The sequence below is a fragment of the Caenimonas sedimenti genome (assembly GCF_007833165.1).
Taxonomy (GTDB): domain Bacteria; phylum Pseudomonadota; class Gammaproteobacteria; order Burkholderiales; family Burkholderiaceae_C; genus Ramlibacter; species Ramlibacter sedimenti.
This window is the reverse complement of sequence record NZ_VOBQ01000006.1, coordinates 43,002-57,998: the sequence shown is the minus strand read 5'-3', so window position 1 is coordinate 57,998 and position 14,997 is coordinate 43,002. Positions and strand designations below refer to the sequence as shown.

Sequence of the window (14,997 nt, the reverse complement as noted above, 5' to 3'; positions counted from 1 at the left end):
GTTACTGCGCCGCCCAGCCCCCGTCCATGTTCCAGGCCACGCCGCGCACGTTGTTCGCGGCCGGCGAGCAGAAGAACACGGCGAGCTCGCCGAGTTCTTCGGGCGTGGTGAACTGCAGCGACGGTTCCTTCTCGGCCAGCAGCTGCTTCTTGGCGTCTTCATTCGACAGGCCCAGCGCGGCCGCCTTCGCATCCACCTGCTTCTGCACCAGCGGCGTCAGCACCCAGCCCGGGCAGATGGCGTTGCAGGTGATGCCGGTGGTGGCGTTTTCCAGCGCGGTCACCTTGGTCAGGCCGACGATGCCGTGCTTGGCGGCCACATAGGCCGACTTCTGCGCCGACGCGACCAGTCCGTGCACCGAGGCGACGTTGATGATGCGGCCCCAGTTGGCGGACTTCATCGGGGGCAGGGCGAGCCGGCTGGTGTGGAAGGCGCTGGAGAGATTGATGGCCAGGATGGCGTCCCACTTCTCAGGCGGGAAGTCCTCCACCGGGGCCACGTGCTGGATGCCCGCGTTGTTGACGAGGATGTCGACGCGGCCGAACTGCGCGGCCGCGGCTTTCATCATGGCCTCGATCTCGGCGGCCTTGCTCATGTCGGCGCCGTGGTAACCCACCTGCACGCCCAGCGCCGCCACTTCCGCCTTGGGGCCCTCGACGTCGCCGAATCCGTTCAGCATGACGTTGGCCCCCTGGCGCGCCAGGGCCTTGGCGATGCCCAGCCCGATGCCGCTGGTGGAGCCCGTGACGAGGGCGGTCTTGCCTTTCAACATGTGGTTCTCTCCGGGATGAATTAGGATGCTTGCGAAAGAGCAGGCAGCCTCAAAGTATCCGGCGAATCCGGGCCATTGCGCATCCATGACCGTACCTACGCTGAACTACGTATCCTGTCCCGACGCGGGCGGGAGCCACCGCATGGCCTACTGGCAGTGGGGTTCGGGCGATGCGCCGCACGTGATCGTCTGCGCGCACGGCCTCACGCGGCAGGGCCGTGACTTCGACGTGATCGCCCAGGCGCTGCTCGCGCGCTCGAACGAGCCACTGCGGGTCATCTGCCCGGACGTCGTGGGCCGCGGCCGCAGCGACGCCTTGCGCGACCCGATGGGGTACGCCGTTCCCACCTATGTCAGCGACATGCTCCACATGCTGGGCCAGCTGCACGCCCAGGCGCCCATGCGCACGCTCGACTGGCTGGGCACCAGCATGGGCGGGCTGATCGGCCTCGCGCTTTGCGGCACGCCCAGCCTGCCTTTGCCGGTGCCCGTGCGCCGCCTGGTGCTGAACGACTTCGGGCCCGTCATCCAGTGGGAGGCCCTGAAACGCATCGGCACCTACGTCGGCAACACGGGGCAATTCGAGACGGTGCAGGCCGCTGCCGACGCGATGTGGGCCATCTCCACCGGGTTCGGCCCGCACACCCCCGAGCAGTGGCTGGCGCTGTCGCAGGCGATGGTGAAACCGTTGCCCGGCGGCGGCTTCACGCTGCACTACGACCCGGCCCTGGCCGTGCCCTTCCGCGCGCTCACCGAACAGGCCGCGGCCGAGGGCCAGGCAGCGCTCTGGCAGCTCTATGACAACGTACGGGCCAGCACGCTGCTGTTGCGCGGCGCCCGGTCCGACCTGCTTTCTGCGGCCACCGCGCAGGAGATGGGCCGCCGCGGCCCGAAAGCCCGGCTCGTTGAATTCGCGGGTGTCGGCCACGCGCCCACCCTCATCGCCCAAGACCAGGTGGAGGCGGTCGCCGCCTTCCTGCTCGAACCCGACACTCCCCGAGATGAAAAGCCACGCGGCGGAACAGGTTGAGGCGGTCCCCGGGCTGATCGCCGCGGCCGAAAGGTCGCTGCCCCGGCAGGCGGACGCGCTGGCGCGGGCGCGCGCGTTCGCCGAACCGTTCATCGCCAGTGAAACGCTGGACACCGGCGAAAACACGCTGGCGCATGCGGACGCGGTGGCGGACATCCTGCGGTCGATGGGCGGCTCCGAAGCCATGCAGGCGGCGAGCTACCTGGTGTACGCCAGCGTCCACCTGAACAAGCCGCAGGAGGTCATCGCCAAGGCCTTCGGCGAGAGCTACGCGACGCTGGCTCTGGAAACCAACAAGCTGGTCCGGATCCAGCAACAGGCCCGTGCCGCGGACGACAGCGCGCACCTCGTCGACGACCCGCGCTCCCGCACGGAGCCGGTGCGCAAGATGCTGCTGGCATTTTCGCGCGACCTGCGCGTCGTCATGCTGCGGCTCGCCTCGCGCCTGCAGACGCTGCGCTACTTCGCGGCGGCGAAGCGGCCCGTGCAGCCGATCATCGCGCGCGAGGCGTTGAACGTCTTCGCGCCGCTCGCCAACCGCCTCGGCATCTGGCAGGTCAAGTGGGAAATGGAAGACCTGGCCTTCCGCTTCCTGGAGCCCGAGCAGTACCGGGCGGTCGCCGGCATGCTGGACGAGAAGCGGGTGGAGCGCGAGGCCTACGTCGAACAGCTGCGGCACGGGCTCGAGGACGAACTCAAGGCGCAGGGCATCTCCGCGCAGGTGCATGGCCGTCCGAAACATATCTACAGCATCGTCAAGAAGATGCGCGGCAAGTCGCTGGATTTCGAGCAGGTGTTCGACATCCGCGCGCTGCGCGTGATCGTGCCCGGGGTGAAGGACTGCTACGCGGCGCTCGACTGGGTGCATTCGCGCTTCACGCCGCTCCTGGAAGAGTTCGACGATTACATCGCACGGCCCAAGCCCAACGGCTACCAGTCGCTGCACACCATCGTGCGCGACGAAGCCGGCCGCGCCATCGAGATCCAGATCCGCACGCAGGCCATGCATGACCACGCCGAGCACGGCGTGGCCGCCCACTGGGTCTACAAGGAATCCGGCAGCAAGGGCTACGCCGGGGTGGCGGCGAGCGGCGACTACGACAGCAAGATCGCCGTGCTGCGCCAGCTGCTGGCCTGGGAGCGTGATCTGGCGGGTTCCGCCGACGGCTTGTTCGAGGACCGCATCTATGTGCTGACGCCGCAGGCCACCATCATCGAGTTGCCGCAGGGCGCGACGCCGGTCGACTTCGCCTATAGCGTCCACACCAGCCTGGGCCACCGCTGCCGCGGTGCCCGGGTCGACGGCGTGATGGTGCCGCTGAACACCCATCTGCAGAACGGCCAGACGGTGGAGATCGTCTCGGTCAAGGAGGGCGGGCCCTCGCGGGACTGGCTGAATGCCGAACTCGGCTTCCTCGCCAGCCATCGGGCGCGCGCCAAGGTGCGTGCCTGGTTCAACGAGCAGTTGCGCCACGAGACGGTGGCCCGCGGCCGCGAGATGGTCGAGCGGCTGCTGCAGCGCGAGGGCCGCACGGCCCTCAAGCTGGAGGAGCTGGCCTCCCGGCTCGGCTTCAAGACGGCGGAGGACCTGTTCGCCGTCGTCGGCAAGGATGAGTTCTCGCTGCGCAACATCGAAGCGCTGTTGCATCCGCCCGTGGAGCATCCGCCCGAGGAAATCCTGCTGAAGAAGGCGCGCCCCGCCTCTTCGGCCAAGGGCGGCGTGCTGGTGGTGGGCATCGATTCGCTCATGACGCAGCTGGCCAAGTGCTGCAAGCCGGCGCCGCCGGACGGCATCGGCGGCTTCGTCACACGCGGCAAGGGCGTGAGCATCCATCGCGCCGACTGCTCCAACTTTCGTGAATTGGCGGCGCGCGCGCCGGAGCGGGTGATCGAAGTGGAATGGGGCCGCCCCTTGGCGGACCAGCAGGCGGTGTACCCCGTGGACGTGTCGGTGGAAGCCGCCGACCGCCAGGGCCTGCTGCGCGACATCTCCGAAGTGTTCACCAAGGAGAAGATGAACGTGATCGGCGTGCAGACCCAGTCGGTCAAGGGCACCGCCTGGATGACGTTCACGGTGGAAGTCGGCGACTCGCACCGCCTCGCGAAGGTGCTCAAGGTGGTGGACGGCGTGGCCGGGGTGCGCTCGGCGCGGCGCCGCTGAATCGGTGCTGCGCGTGGACGGCCCTGATGTCCAGTTGCGCAGGCTGCTCGTGGCCGCCTCGATCGCGGTCAGGGTGGTTGCGATGCCCGTCCGGCAGGATGGGACGACGCCCAGGGAGTACGAGAGTTCCGGCCCCACGTTCGCCAACCGCATCAAGGCGGATCCAGCATCCATCGTGAGCGTTTCATGGGGCGAGTCGGAACCGTACGATTGCGTCGTCCGGGTCAAGGCTGGAGGGGTCCGGCAGACGCTCTACAAGCTCTGGCTCCGCGAATCGCCCCGGCAAGTCGACGAGATCCTCGCCGGTCAGGAGAGGGCGGCCAGGTTACGGGCCAGCCTGCCGCACGGCGAGAGAAGGAAGCAGCCATGGGGGCCGCTGTGAGTCTCCTGTCCGCTGATATAATCAGGGGCTGTATTTCGTGGAGACGCGGGATGCATGGGCCGCTAGCTCAGTGGTAGAGCATCGCTTTGACGTAGCGAGGGTCGGGGATTCGATCTCCTCGCGGCCCACCAATCTTTTCCGCATGAGAGCCCGCTCCCGCCAGGGGGCGGGCTTCTTTCATGCCTGCAAGGTTCGTCTTGGCGCCGCGGGGTTCCCGGGGGACAATGCCCCCTCCAGAGAAGGAGGGTCCGATGGCGAACGAAGCGACCATGCATCTGCAGCACAGTGAATCCGTGGTGGCCCAGATGGCCGCCACCATCTTCAGCGGATTGGCGCAAGGTCAGGCCGCTGCCGCGCTGAACGATGACGAACTGATCGAAAGATCGCTCGCCATCGCGATCAAGATGGCGCTGAGAGCCGAAAAGCTGGTGAACAGCGACGAAGAGTGGGTCCGGAAGGATCGTGGCTCGGCGTACCTCGCGGGTTGACGGAAGGAGACATCATGCAAAGACGAAATTCGTTCCTGGCCGCTGCGCTGCTTCTCGCTGCGCTGGCCCTCCCGGCCCACGCGCAGGACAAGGCCGCGCAGCAGGCCGAAGTCAAGGCCAAGGCCATGGCCGCCCTGCAGGACTTCTACAAGGCCGATCCCAAGCTCAAGGACGCCGTGGCCAAGGCGCCCGGCTATGCCGTGTTCACGACATTCGGTCTCAGCTTCGGCCTCGGTGGGGCGGGTGGCAAGGGCATCGCGCACGACGGCAAGACCGGCAAGGACGTGTACATGGGCATCGCGCAGGCCAGCGCGGGCCTGCAGATCGGCGCGTCCGACACACGCTATCTGTTCGTCTTCCACGACCCGAAGGGGCTGGCCACCTTCATCGACAAGGGCTGGGACGCTTCGGCCGCGGCATCCGTGGGCGCGGGTGACGGCAGCAAGGACGCCAACGCCAAGGCGGGCGCCGGCAACGTCACGGGCGGCAGGATGTACCTGCTGACCAAGGCTGGCCTGCAGGTCGGCGCGGCGGTGTCGGGCCTGAAGGCCTGGAAGGACAAGGACCTCAACTGAGGTGCCACCTTCGGGTAAACCTTGGGCCTGCACCAGGATGGGCTCCCTAGAATCTGCTGCAATGCAATAGCGCCGGGCCCGCCGCCGGCGCGCCAGGAGCCCCCTCTCGTGACCAGCAAGAAAGCCAGCGGCGCGGCCAAGCCGGCCCAGCGCGTGATCAAGAAGTACCCGAACCGGCGGCTCTACGACACTGACACCTCCACCTACATCACGTTGACCGACGTGAAGCAGCTCGTCCTGGACAGCGAACTCTTCGTGGTCCGCGACGCCAAGACCAACGAGGACCTGACGCGCAGCATCCTGCTGCAGATCATCCTGGAAGAAGAGGCCGGCGGCGCGCCCATGTTCAGCGAAGCCGCCCTCGCCAACATCATCCGTTTCTACGGGAACGCGATGCAGGGGTTCATGGGCAGCTACCTCGAAAAGAACGTCCAGGCCTTCACCGACCTGCAGGCGCGCATGGCTGAACAGTCGAAGACCGTGGCTCCCGAGGTGTGGGCGCAGTTCATGAGCGTGCAGAACCCGCTGATGCAGCAGTCCAAGGGCATGTTCGAGCAGCTGCAGGAACAGATGGCCAAGCAGACCGAGCAGATGCTCACGGCCTTCACGCTGCCGAAACGCTGAAGGCCCTGCCGAGCACCCCTCGCCCCGTCTCTGGGACAATACGGGGAATGAATGAAAGTGCAATCGCGGCCGACAAGGTGCCCAAGGTCGGCTTCGTCAGCCTGGGTTGCCCCAAGGCCCTGACGGATTCCGAACTCATCCTCACGCAGCTCAGCGCCGAAGGCTATGCCACCTCGAAGACTTTCGAGGGGGCGGACCTCGTCATCGTCAACACCTGCGGCTTCATCGACGACGCCGTGCGGGAAAGCCTGGACACCATCGGCGAGGCGCTCAGCGCCAACGGCAAGGTCATCGTCACCGGCTGCCTGGGCGCCAAGACGGGCGAGCAGGGCGGCAACCTGGTGCGGCAGATGCACCCGTCCGTGCTGGCCGTCACCGGCCCGCATGCGACGCAGGAAGTGATGGATGCGGTGCACACGCACCTGCCGAAGCCGCACGATCCTTTCGTCGACCTGGTGCCGGCCTATGGCATCAAGCTCACGCCGAAGCACTACGCCTACCTGAAGATCAGCGAAGGCTGCAACCACCGTTGCAGCTTCTGCATCATCCCGGCCATGCGCGGCGACCTGGTGAGCCGGCCGATCGGGGACGTGCTGAAGGAAGCCAGGGCGCTGTTCGAGGGCGGCGTGAAGGAACTGCTGGTGGTCAGCCAGGACACCTCGGCCTACGGGGTGGACGTGAAGTACCGTACCGGGTTCTGGGACGGCAAGCCGGTGAAGACGCGCATGCTGGACCTGGTGCGGTCGCTGGGCGACCTGGCGGAACCTTACGGTGCGTGGGTGCGCTTGCACTACGTCTACCCGTATCCGCATGTCGACGAGGTGCTGCCGCTGATGGCCGAAGGGCGCATCCTCCCTTACCTCGATGTGCCGCTGCAGCACAGCCATCCGGCCGTGCTGAAGCGCATGAAGCGGCCGGCGAGCGGCGAGAAGAATCTGGAGCGCATCCTGCGCTGGCGCGAGATCTGCCCGGAGATCGTGATCCGCAGCACGTTCATCGCCGGCTTCCCCGGCGAGACGGAAGAGGAGTTCCAGCACTTGCTGGATTTCATGCGCGAGGCGGAGATCGACCGCGCGGGCTGTTTTGCCTACAGCCCGGTGGAAGGCGCAACGGCCAACGAACTGCCGGGCATGCTGCCGGCGGAACTGCGCGAGGAGCGCCGGGCCCGCTTCATGGCCGTGGCCGAGGAAGTGTCGGCGGCCAAGCTGGCGCGGCGCGTGGGCGCGACGATGCAGGTGCTGGTGGATTCGGCGCCGGCGCTGGGCCGCAAGGGCGGGGTGGGGCGCTCCTACGCGGACGCGCCCGAGATCGACGGCACCGTGAAACTGCTGCCGCCGCAGAAGCTGAGCAAGCGCCTCGCCGTCGGCGAGTTCACGCGGGCACGCATCGTCGCAACGGATGGCCACGACCTCGTGGCCGAGCCGGTCTGACGCGGCTTCGCCCATCAAAGAGCCGGCGATTCAGCGTCGCCGGCTTCCAGAAACAACAAAGCCGGCAGGTGCCGGCTTATCATTCAACTTTGGTGCCCAGGAGAGGACTCGAACCTCCACGATGTTACTCGCTAGTACCTGAAACTAGTGCGTCTACCAATTCCGCCACCTGGGCATTTCAGGGAAAAAACGATTGTATATCAAAAATATAGACCGATCCGCGGGCGGCATGCTCGATGAAATCGAAGGCGTGATCCAGGGCCACCGCGATGGCCACGGTTACGTGCAGCGTGACGACGGCGAGGGCGATATCTACCTGCCCCCCAACGAAATGCGCGCGGTGCTGCACCGCGACCGCGTCAAGGCACGCATCGTGCGGCACGACCGCAAGGGCCGCGCCGAAGGCCGTGTGGTGGAAATCGTCGAGCGGCCGCCGCAACCCATCATCGGGCGCCTGCTGCATGAAAGCGGTGTGTGGCTGGTGGCGCCGGAAGACAAGCGCTACGGGCAGGACGTGCTCATCCCCAAGGGCGCGACGGGGCTGGCGAAATCGGGCCAGGTGGTGGTGGTGGAACTCACCGAGCCGCCGAGCCTGTACGGCCAGCCGGTCGGCCGCGTGAAGGAAGTGCTGGGCGAGATCGACGATGCCGGCATGGAGATCGAGATCGCGGTGCGCAAGTACGGCGTGCCGCACGAATTCTCCGACGCCTGCATCGCGCAAGCCCGCTCGCTGCCGGACAAGGTGCGGCCGGCCGACCGCAAGCACCGCGTCGACCTCACGGACGTCCCCCTTGTCACCATCGATGGAGAGGATGCCCGGGACTTCGACGACGCCGTGTATTGCGAGCCCGCGAAGGTGGGCCGCGGCAAGGGCTGGCGATTGCTGGTCGCCATCGCCGACGTCAGCCACTACGTCGAAACCGGCAACGCCATCGACATCGACGCCTATGAGCGCGCCACCAGCGTGTACTTCCCGCGCCGCGTGATTCCCATGCTGCCGGAGAAGCTGTCGAACGGGTTGTGCTCGCTGAACCCCGAGGTGGACCGCCTCTGCATGGTCTGCGACATGCTGATCAACGCCGCCGGCGAGATCCACGCGTACCAGTTCTACCCGGCGGTCATGTGGAGCCATGCCCGCATGACTTACACCGAGGTCGCCGCCATCCTCGCCAACACGCGCGGCCCGGAAGCCGCGCGCCGCAAGGACCTGGTGCCGCACTTCCTGAACCTGCACGATGTGTATCGCGCCTTGCTGAAGGCGCGTGCCGTGCGGGGCGCGGTCGACTTCGAGACGACCGAGACGCAGATCATCTGCGACGAGAACGGCCGCATCGAGCAGATCGTGCCGCGCGTGCGCAACGACGCGCACCGGCTGATCGAGGAGGCCATGCTCGCCGCCAACGTCTGCTCGGCCGACTTCATCCAGCAGGCCGAGGTGCCCGGGCTCTACCGCGTGCACGAGGGCCCGACGCCCGAGAAGAAGGAAGTGCTGCGCGGCTACCTGAAGGCGATGGGCGTGGGCCTCACGATCAGCGAAGACCCGAGCCCCGGCGAATTCCAGAAGATCGCCGAGGCCACCAAGGAACGGCCGGACGCCCAGCAGATCCACACGATGCTGCTGCGCTCCATGAGCCAGGCGATCTACACGCCGATCAACAGCGGCCACTTCGGCCTCGCCTACGACGCCTACACGCACTTCACCAGTCCGATCCGGCGTTACCCCGATCTGCTGGTGCACCGCGTGATCAAGGCGATCCTGGCCAAGGAACGCTACCAGTTGCCGGCGCTACCCACCCCGGGCGAGGCGCACGAGAAGCTGGCGCGCCGCCTCGCCGCGCGCGTGGCCGCACCCGGCAACAAGCTGAAGAAAGCCGCGCCGCCGCCCTCGCGTGAAGTGCAGGCCTGGGAAGCCGCCGGCCTCCATTGCAGCGCCAACGAGCGCCGGGCCGACGAAGCGAGCCGCGACGTCGAGGCCTGGCTCAAGTGCAAGTACATGCGCGACCACCTCGGCGAGGAATACGCGGGCGTGGTCACCGCGGCCACCAGCTTCGGCATCTTCGTGACGCTCGATGCGATGTACGTCGAGGGCCTGGTGCACATCACCGAACTGGGCGGCGAGTACTTCAAGTTCGACGAGGCCCGGCAGGAACTGCGGGGCGAGCGCACGGGCATCCGCTACGCCATCGGCACGCGGCTGCGCGTGCAGGTGAGCCGGGTGGACCTGGACGGCCGCAAGATCGACTTCCGGCTGGTGCGCGAAGGCGAGGAACTCGTCGCGCGCGCCATGAAGGACAAGGGGGCGAACGGGGCCGGGCGCAGCGATGGCGTGCCCGTCAAGTCGTCCACCAAGCGTGCCGCCAAGAAGGCCGCGGGCAAGTCGGCGCGTTCGCCAGGGCTCGCGGTCAAGGGGGCCGCGAAGAAGGCGGCCGCGAAGAGCAAGCCGCGCAAAAGCCGGCGTTGAAACCGGCGTTGAAGCCGGCGTTGAAACCGGAACCGATCACACAACGAGGAGTATGGGATGGCATCGAATTCTGATGCGGCCGGCAAGGTCGCCATCGTCACCGGCGGCGGCAGCGGCATCGGCCGCGCGGCGGCGCTCGCCCTGCTGGGCGCGGGCTGGCGGGTGGCCCTGGCCGGGCGGCGGGCCGACGCCCTGCAGGACACCGCGACCACGTCGGGCGCCGGTGACCGCGCGCTGCCCGTCGCCACCGACATGACCGACCCCGCCGCGGTGGAAGCCCTGTTCCAGCAAGTGGTGAAGGCCTGGGGCCGCGTGGACCTGCTGTTCAACAACGCGGGGATGGGGCTGCCGGCCGCGCCGCTCGAAGACATGAAGATCGAGGACTGGAAGCGCGTCGTCGACATCAACCTGAACGGCATGTTCTACGGCATCCAGAACGCTTTCCGCGTGATGAAGGCACAGGACCCGAAGGGTGGGCGCATCATCAACAACGGCTCGATCTCCGCGCATGCGCCGCGCCCGCATTCGATCGCCTACACGGCGACCAAGCATGCGGTGACCGGCCTGACCAAGACCGCGGCGCTCGACGGCCGCCGCCACGACATCGCGGTGGGGCAGATCGACATCGGCAATGCGCTCACGGAGATGGCCGCGCGGATGGCCAAGGGCGTGATCCAGGCGAACGGCGAAATCGCCGCGGAGCCCCTGATGGACGTGAGCATCGTCGGCCAGTCGATTCTGTACATGGCCAGCCTGCCGCTGGAAGCCAATGTGCTGTTCCACACGGTGAAGGCGACCAAGATGCCCTTCGAGGGCCGCGGCTGAGGGCCGCTACCCAGCTGCCGCCAGCGCGGCGGCGGTGAGCGGCACGTCCGCCGGCCAGCGGTCCGCCGCCTGGCCGTGCAGGTAGACCGAGGCGCATGCCGCGTCTGCGGCGGATGCGCCTGCGGCCAGATGCGCCGCGATCATGCCCGCCAGCACATCGCCGGTGCCGGCGATCGCCAGTTTCGCGTTGCCGGTCGGGTTGATCCAGGTGCCTGCCGCATCCGCGACCACCGTGCCCGAACCCTTGAGCACCACGGTGCAGCCAAACCGATCCGCGAGTTGGCGCGCCGCGGTCAAGCGATTGCCCTGGACGCGCCCCGTGCCGGTCCCCAAAAGCCTGGCGGCTTCCAGCGGATGCGGGGTCAGCACGGTCGGCCTGCCGCGCCGCCCGCGCGCCTCCAGCAGGGCTTGCAATTGCGAATCCGATGCGATGGCGTTCAGGGCATCCGCATCCAGGACGAGGTCGCGCGACTCACCCAGGACGCGTGGCAGCAAGTCACGCACGGCGTCGCCGCCACCACAGCCGCAGGCCACGGCAGCATGGGCCAGCGCGAGGCTCGCCGTGTCGCGCACCATCAGGTCGGGCTGGCCCGCGTCCAGTGGTGGTGCGCCAGAGGCCAGCAGGCCCACGAACACGCGGCCCGCCCCGTGATGCAAGGCGGCGCGTGCAGCCAGGAGCGCGGCACCCGTCATGCCTGGTGCCCCGCCGATGACGGCCACGTCGCCGTGCGTGCCCTTGTGCGACGCATGGGGCCGGTGTCGCAGCGCAGGGGGCGCCACGAGCCGTGCGGTGCAACCGCCGTCCGGCGCGGTGATGCCCAGGTCGTCGACCCAGATCGACCCGGCGGCATCGCGCCCGCCGGCCGTGAACAGGCCGGGCTTCAAGGCGACCAGGCTGACGGTATGAGTGGCGCTCACGTGGGTCACGCCGACGCCTGTGTCCGCGTTCAACCCTGAAGGCACATCCACGGCCAGGACGCCCGCGCCTGAATCGTTCAGGCCCCGGATGCATTCCAGCAGCAACCCCTCCGCCGTCCGCGACGCACCGATGCCCAGCAAGGCATCGACGGCGAAATCCCAGGTGGGCGGGGCGGCACCGAACACGACGCCGGCGTCCCGTGCGCGTTCCAGCGAACGCCGCGCGTCCTCGGGCGCCCTGGAAGGGTCGCCGGCCAGCGTGACGATGACCTCCTTGCCCCATTGCTTCAGGTGCAGCGCGGCCTCGAAGCCGTCGCCGCCGTTGTTGCCGGGGCCGCAAGCCACCCACACGGTGCGCGCATGCGGCGCGACGGCCAGCGCCAGCCTGGCGACGGACAGTCCCGCGCGCTGCATCAGGGTGTGCGGTGGAAGCGCCGCGGCCGCGGCCTGCTCGATCCGGCGGATGGCCGCCGTGTCTTGCAGGGGCCAGGGTCGGTCGGGCGTGACGCGCAGCATGCGCGCCATTGTGTCAGGCGAACAGCCTTTCGACCCCCAGCCCCTCGATGTCGACCTCGGGCGCGCGCGCCGCCATCAGGTCCGCCACCACCCGGGCGCTGCCGCAGGACAACGCCCAGCCGCTGGAGCCGTGCCCGAGGTTGATCCAGACGCCGGGGATGCCGGTGGCGCCCAGGATGGGCGGCCCGTCGGGCAGCATGGGGCGGGCGCCCTTCCATTCCTGCACCGCCGAACCGGTGTTGGCCAGTTGCGCGGCGCCCGGGAACCAGTCGTGCAGCACCTTGTACAGGGTCTGGATCGCTTCCGGGCGCTTGCGGTCCGCGCGACCGCCGATTTCCGCGCTGCCGGCCACGCGGACGCGACTGCCCAGGCGCGAGATCGCCACCTTGTAGCGCTCGTCCATCAAGCCGCTGCGCGGCGCGTTGAGGGGTTCGCGGATCGGCGCGCTGATCGAATAGCCGTAGACGGCGGCCAATGGCACTTTCAGCCCGACCGGGCGCAGCAGCGCGGCCGAGGCCATGCCGCCGCAAATGACGACGGCATCGAAGCGCCCCGCTTGCGTGCGGCCGTCGGCAGCGGTCACCTGCAGATGGGTCGGGTCCGCCGCATCGAGTGGGGCAACGACGGCCTGGAACTCGAACCGCGCACCGCGCGACTGCGCTTCGTTCTTCAGCAGCAGCGCGAACTGCCGGCAATTGCCGACCTCGTCGTCCGGCAGGTGGACGGCACCGGCAAAGCGCATGTCCGGGTTCAGCGCCGGTTCGATGACCCGCGCCTGCGCCGCATCGATCTCCTGGAACTTGACGCCGGCGTCGCGCAGGACCTGCAAGCCGGGCTGCACCATCTTGCGGTCGCGGCCGGAGCGCAGCAGCACCAGGTAGCCGGGACTGCGGTCGTATTCAAGCTCCAGCGCCGCCGTCAGTTCATGCAGCCGCTGTCGGCTGTAGAACGCCAGCCGCTGCAGCCGGCCGCGGTTGGCCAGGTAGGTGGTGAGGTCGCAGGCGCGGCGCCACTTCAGCATCCAGCCCAGTTCGTGCGCCGCCAGCGGCCAGGTCACGCGCACGGGCGCATGCCGGCTGAAGAAGTAGCGCGCCACCTTGCCGGGCATGCCGGGCGCAGCCCACGGGGTCACGTAGCCGGGCGCCACCACGCCCGCATTGGCGAAGCTGGTCTCCAGCGCGGCGGCGCCATGGCGCTCGAACACCGTGACTTCATGGCCGTCGGTGGCCAGTTCATAGGCGGTGGTCACGCCGATGATGCCGGCGCCCACGATGGCGATTCTCATGCGGGCCTAGGGGTGGGTGATCGGGGCGAGGGCCGCTTCGGCTTGCAACGCGATGTTGAGGATCGTGTCATCGCGCAGCGCGCCGTGCCAGAGCATCAGCCCGACCGGCAGTTCGCCTGCCGCCTGGCAAGGGATGGAGATGGCGCAGCCGTCGAGCATGTTGGTCACGCTGGTGTTGCGCAGGAGCAGGGCGTTGACCCGGAAGAACTCTTCGTCGCGTTCGACCCCCGGGGCGACGGAGGCAATGGGCGGCGCCACCAGCGGGACCGTGGGCGACAGCACGGCGTCGAAACCCGCCAGGGCGCCTTCGACCTCAGCGATCCACGCGCGGCGGGCGTGCGTCAGCGTGATGTACTCGTGCGCCTTCATCCCCGCGCCTTTTTCGATGCGCTGGCGCACGCGCGGGTCGTACTGTTCGCCTTTCTCGCGCAGCAGTCCCGCATGCCACGCATAGCTTTCGGCCGCCGAGAAACCGCCCGTGGCCTGGATGGACCCGAGGTCCTTGATCTGCGCCAGTGAAATCTCTTCCACATGGGCGCCAGCATCCCGCAGCGCGCGGACGGCGCGCTCGAACGCACGAGCCACGGTGGGGTCGGCGCTGTCGAGCATCTGCGTGGTCGCGACCGCCAGGCGATAGACGGAGAGCGGGGCATGGCTGCGCGTGACGGTGCGCGCCGCAAGGATCTCGTGCGCCACGATCGCATCGCGAACGCTGCGCGTCATGGCGCAGACCGTGTCCAGCGTGGTCGACAGCGGCACGGCCCCGGCCGTGGGGACCAGCCGGGCCGTGTTCTTGAAGCCGACGATGCCGCAAAGGGCGGCGGGGATGCGGATCGAGCCGCCGGTGTCGGAGCCCAGGCCGATGAAGGCCGCCCCGGCCGCGACGGAGACCGCCGCGCCGGACGAGGAGCCGCCGGGAATGCGCGCCACGGCCGGGTCTGCCGGGTTGGCGGGCGTCCCGAAATGCGGGTTCACGCCGACACCGGAGAACGCGAATTCGGTCATGTTGGTGCGGCCGATCACGGCTGCGCCCGCCGCGCGCAACCGCGCCACCGCCGGCGCGTCGGCCCGGGCGGGCGTGGCGTCGCGCAAAGCGACGGAGCCGGCCGCCGCGGGCTGGCCGGCTTCCTCAAACAGGTCCTTGATGCTCACCGCCAGGCCCGAAAGTGGGAGCTCGCGGGCGGCGGCGGCCTCGGCCTCCCGCCGCGCCAGCTCGAACCGGGTCCGCAGGAAGGCGTGGGCGCAGGCCGGCGAGGCGGCAATGGCCTCCGACCGGTCCATTTCCGCGCTGGCGCTGGTGGCGCCCAGCCGCAGGCCTTCACGGGTGGCCAGCAGGTCGGGGCGAGCAGTCGGGGTGGGGTTCGGCATGGCGGGGCGTGCTCTTGCTATAATCCTTGGGTTTTGCTGGATGGCACGCGCACGGTGCGCCGCCTTCGACAGCAAAGCAAATCGCGAGTCTCGCCACTCAAGGTGACGCCCCTTCAACAAAGGACGCGTTTCGAGCGGGATTCTAGACCCAACCTTCGGAGC

The 14,997-nt window shown here is 68.5% G+C and carries 13 protein-coding genes and 2 tRNA genes; 10 read left to right on the top strand and 5 right to left on the bottom strand.

All coding sequences use genetic code 11. From position 1 onward, the window contains the following. Position 1: 1 nt before the first annotated feature. Positions 2–772 (bottom strand): 3-hydroxybutyrate dehydrogenase, encoded by a 771-nt coding sequence (locus FN976_RS08665; protein WP_145892615.1) that lies wholly within the window; start codon positions 770–772, stop codon positions 2–4. 85 nt (positions 773–857) lie between these two features. Between FN976_RS08665 and FN976_RS08660 the strand changes: the two genes are divergently transcribed. The 8 genes from FN976_RS08660 (at position 858) to rimO (ending at position 7,462) form a co-directional block, all read left to right on the top strand. Beyond that, positions 858–1,802, top strand: a complete 945-nt coding sequence (locus tag FN976_RS08660; RefSeq protein ID WP_145892614.1) for an alpha/beta fold hydrolase — start codon at positions 858–860, stop codon at positions 1,800–1,802. Then, positions 1,774–3,963 carry a RelA/SpoT family protein gene (locus FN976_RS08655; RefSeq protein ID WP_145892613.1) on the top strand — a complete coding sequence of 730 codons (2,190 nt, stop codon included), beginning with the start codon at positions 1,774–1,776 and terminating at the stop codon, positions 3,961–3,963. The genes FN976_RS08660 and FN976_RS08655 overlap by 29 nt, the downstream gene beginning before the upstream one ends. 13 nt (positions 3,964–3,976) lie before the next feature. Continuing rightward, positions 3,977–4,345 carry a hypothetical protein gene (locus FN976_RS08650; protein WP_145892612.1) on the top strand — a complete coding sequence of 123 codons (369 nt, stop codon included), beginning with the start codon at positions 3,977–3,979 and terminating at the stop codon, positions 4,343–4,345. 56 nt (positions 4,346–4,401) lie between these two features. Continuing rightward, positions 4,402–4,476, top strand: a tRNA-Val gene (locus FN976_RS08645). Positions 4,477–4,596: 120 nt separating this feature from the next. Continuing rightward, the gene (locus FN976_RS08640; protein ID WP_145892611.1) at positions 4,597–4,833 is read left to right on the top strand and encodes a hypothetical protein; all 237 of its coding nucleotides are present in this window, start codon (positions 4,597–4,599) and stop codon (positions 4,831–4,833) included. A 14-nt stretch (positions 4,834–4,847) separates the two neighbouring features. Continuing rightward, positions 4,848–5,408 carry a YSC84-related protein gene (locus FN976_RS08635; protein ID WP_145892610.1) on the top strand — a complete coding sequence of 187 codons (561 nt, stop codon included), beginning with the start codon at positions 4,848–4,850 and terminating at the stop codon, positions 5,406–5,408. Between the two features lie 108 nt (positions 5,409–5,516). Then, on the top strand, positions 5,517–6,032 hold the full coding sequence (phaR, locus tag FN976_RS08630; RefSeq protein ID WP_145892609.1) for a polyhydroxyalkanoate synthesis repressor PhaR: 516 nt from the start codon (positions 5,517–5,519) through the stop codon (positions 6,030–6,032). A gap of 47 nt (positions 6,033–6,079) precedes the next feature. Further along, positions 6,080–7,462, top strand: a complete 1,383-nt coding sequence (gene rimO / locus FN976_RS08625; protein WP_145892608.1) for a 30S ribosomal protein S12 methylthiotransferase RimO — start codon at positions 6,080–6,082, stop codon at positions 7,460–7,462. Positions 7,463–7,552: 90 nt separating this feature from the next. Here the strand turns inward: rimO and FN976_RS08620 are convergent. Continuing rightward, positions 7,553–7,637: transfer RNA gene (locus FN976_RS08620), tRNA-Leu, on the bottom strand. A gap of 54 nt (positions 7,638–7,691) precedes the next feature. Here FN976_RS08620 and rnr point away from each other — a divergent pair. Continuing rightward, entirely contained in the window at positions 7,692–9,923 is a 2,232-nt protein-coding gene (rnr, locus tag FN976_RS08615) for a ribonuclease R (RefSeq protein WP_145892607.1), read from the top strand. Positions 9,924–9,980: 57 nt separating this feature from the next. Next, positions 9,981–10,748: an SDR family oxidoreductase gene (locus FN976_RS08610; protein ID WP_145892606.1), complete on the top strand. Its 768-nt coding sequence runs from the start codon at positions 9,981–9,983 to the stop codon at positions 10,746–10,748. A 6-nt stretch (positions 10,749–10,754) separates the two neighbouring features. On the opposite strand, the gene FN976_RS08605 is transcribed toward FN976_RS08610, so the two are convergent. Genes FN976_RS08605 through FN976_RS08595 form a run of 3 tightly spaced genes read right to left on the bottom strand, consistent with a single transcriptional unit; the run spans position 10,755 to position 14,835 of the window. Then, a complete protein-coding gene (locus FN976_RS08605; protein ID WP_145892605.1) occupies positions 10,755–12,182 on the bottom strand; it encodes an NAD(P)H-hydrate dehydratase in 1,428 nt (475 codons plus the stop codon). A 13-nt stretch (positions 12,183–12,195) separates the two neighbouring features. Continuing rightward, positions 12,196–13,467: a D-amino acid dehydrogenase gene (locus tag FN976_RS08600; RefSeq protein ID WP_145892604.1), complete on the bottom strand. Its 1,272-nt coding sequence runs from the start codon at positions 13,465–13,467 to the stop codon at positions 12,196–12,198. Positions 13,468–13,473: 6 nt separating this feature from the next. Continuing rightward, positions 13,474–14,835 carry an amidase gene (locus tag FN976_RS08595; protein WP_145892603.1) on the bottom strand — a complete coding sequence of 454 codons (1,362 nt, stop codon included), beginning with the start codon at positions 14,833–14,835 and terminating at the stop codon, positions 13,474–13,476. Between the last annotated feature and the right edge of the window lie 162 nt (positions 14,836–14,997).

Coding starts and splice junctions, on each gene's coding strand:
- FN976_RS08665 (WP_145892615.1), bottom strand. CDS start 772: ATGTTGAAAGGCAAGACCGCCCTCGTCACGGGCTCCACCAGCGGCATC.
- FN976_RS08660 (WP_145892614.1), top strand. CDS start 858: ATGACCGTACCTACGCTGAACTACGTATCCTGTCCCGACGCGGGCGGG.
- FN976_RS08655 (WP_145892613.1), top strand. CDS start 1,774: ATGAAAAGCCACGCGGCGGAACAGGTTGAGGCGGTCCCCGGGCTGATC.
- FN976_RS08640 (WP_145892611.1), top strand. CDS start 4,597: ATGGCGAACGAAGCGACCATGCATCTGCAGCACAGTGAATCCGTGGTG.
- FN976_RS08635 (WP_145892610.1), top strand. CDS start 4,848: ATGCAAAGACGAAATTCGTTCCTGGCCGCTGCGCTGCTTCTCGCTGCG.
- rimO (WP_145892608.1), top strand. CDS start 6,080: ATGAATGAAAGTGCAATCGCGGCCGACAAGGTGCCCAAGGTCGGCTTC.
- rnr (WP_145892607.1), top strand. CDS start 7,692: ATGCTCGATGAAATCGAAGGCGTGATCCAGGGCCACCGCGATGGCCAC.
- FN976_RS08610 (WP_145892606.1), top strand. CDS start 9,981: ATGGCATCGAATTCTGATGCGGCCGGCAAGGTCGCCATCGTCACCGGC.
- FN976_RS08605 (WP_145892605.1), bottom strand. CDS start 12,182: ATGCTGCGCGTCACGCCCGACCGACCCTGGCCCCTGCAAGACACGGCG.
- FN976_RS08600 (WP_145892604.1), bottom strand. CDS start 13,467: ATGAGAATCGCCATCGTGGGCGCCGGCATCATCGGCGTGACCACCGCC.
- FN976_RS08595 (WP_145892603.1), bottom strand. CDS start 14,835: ATGCCGAACCCCACCCCGACTGCTCGCCCCGACCTGCTGGCCACCCGT.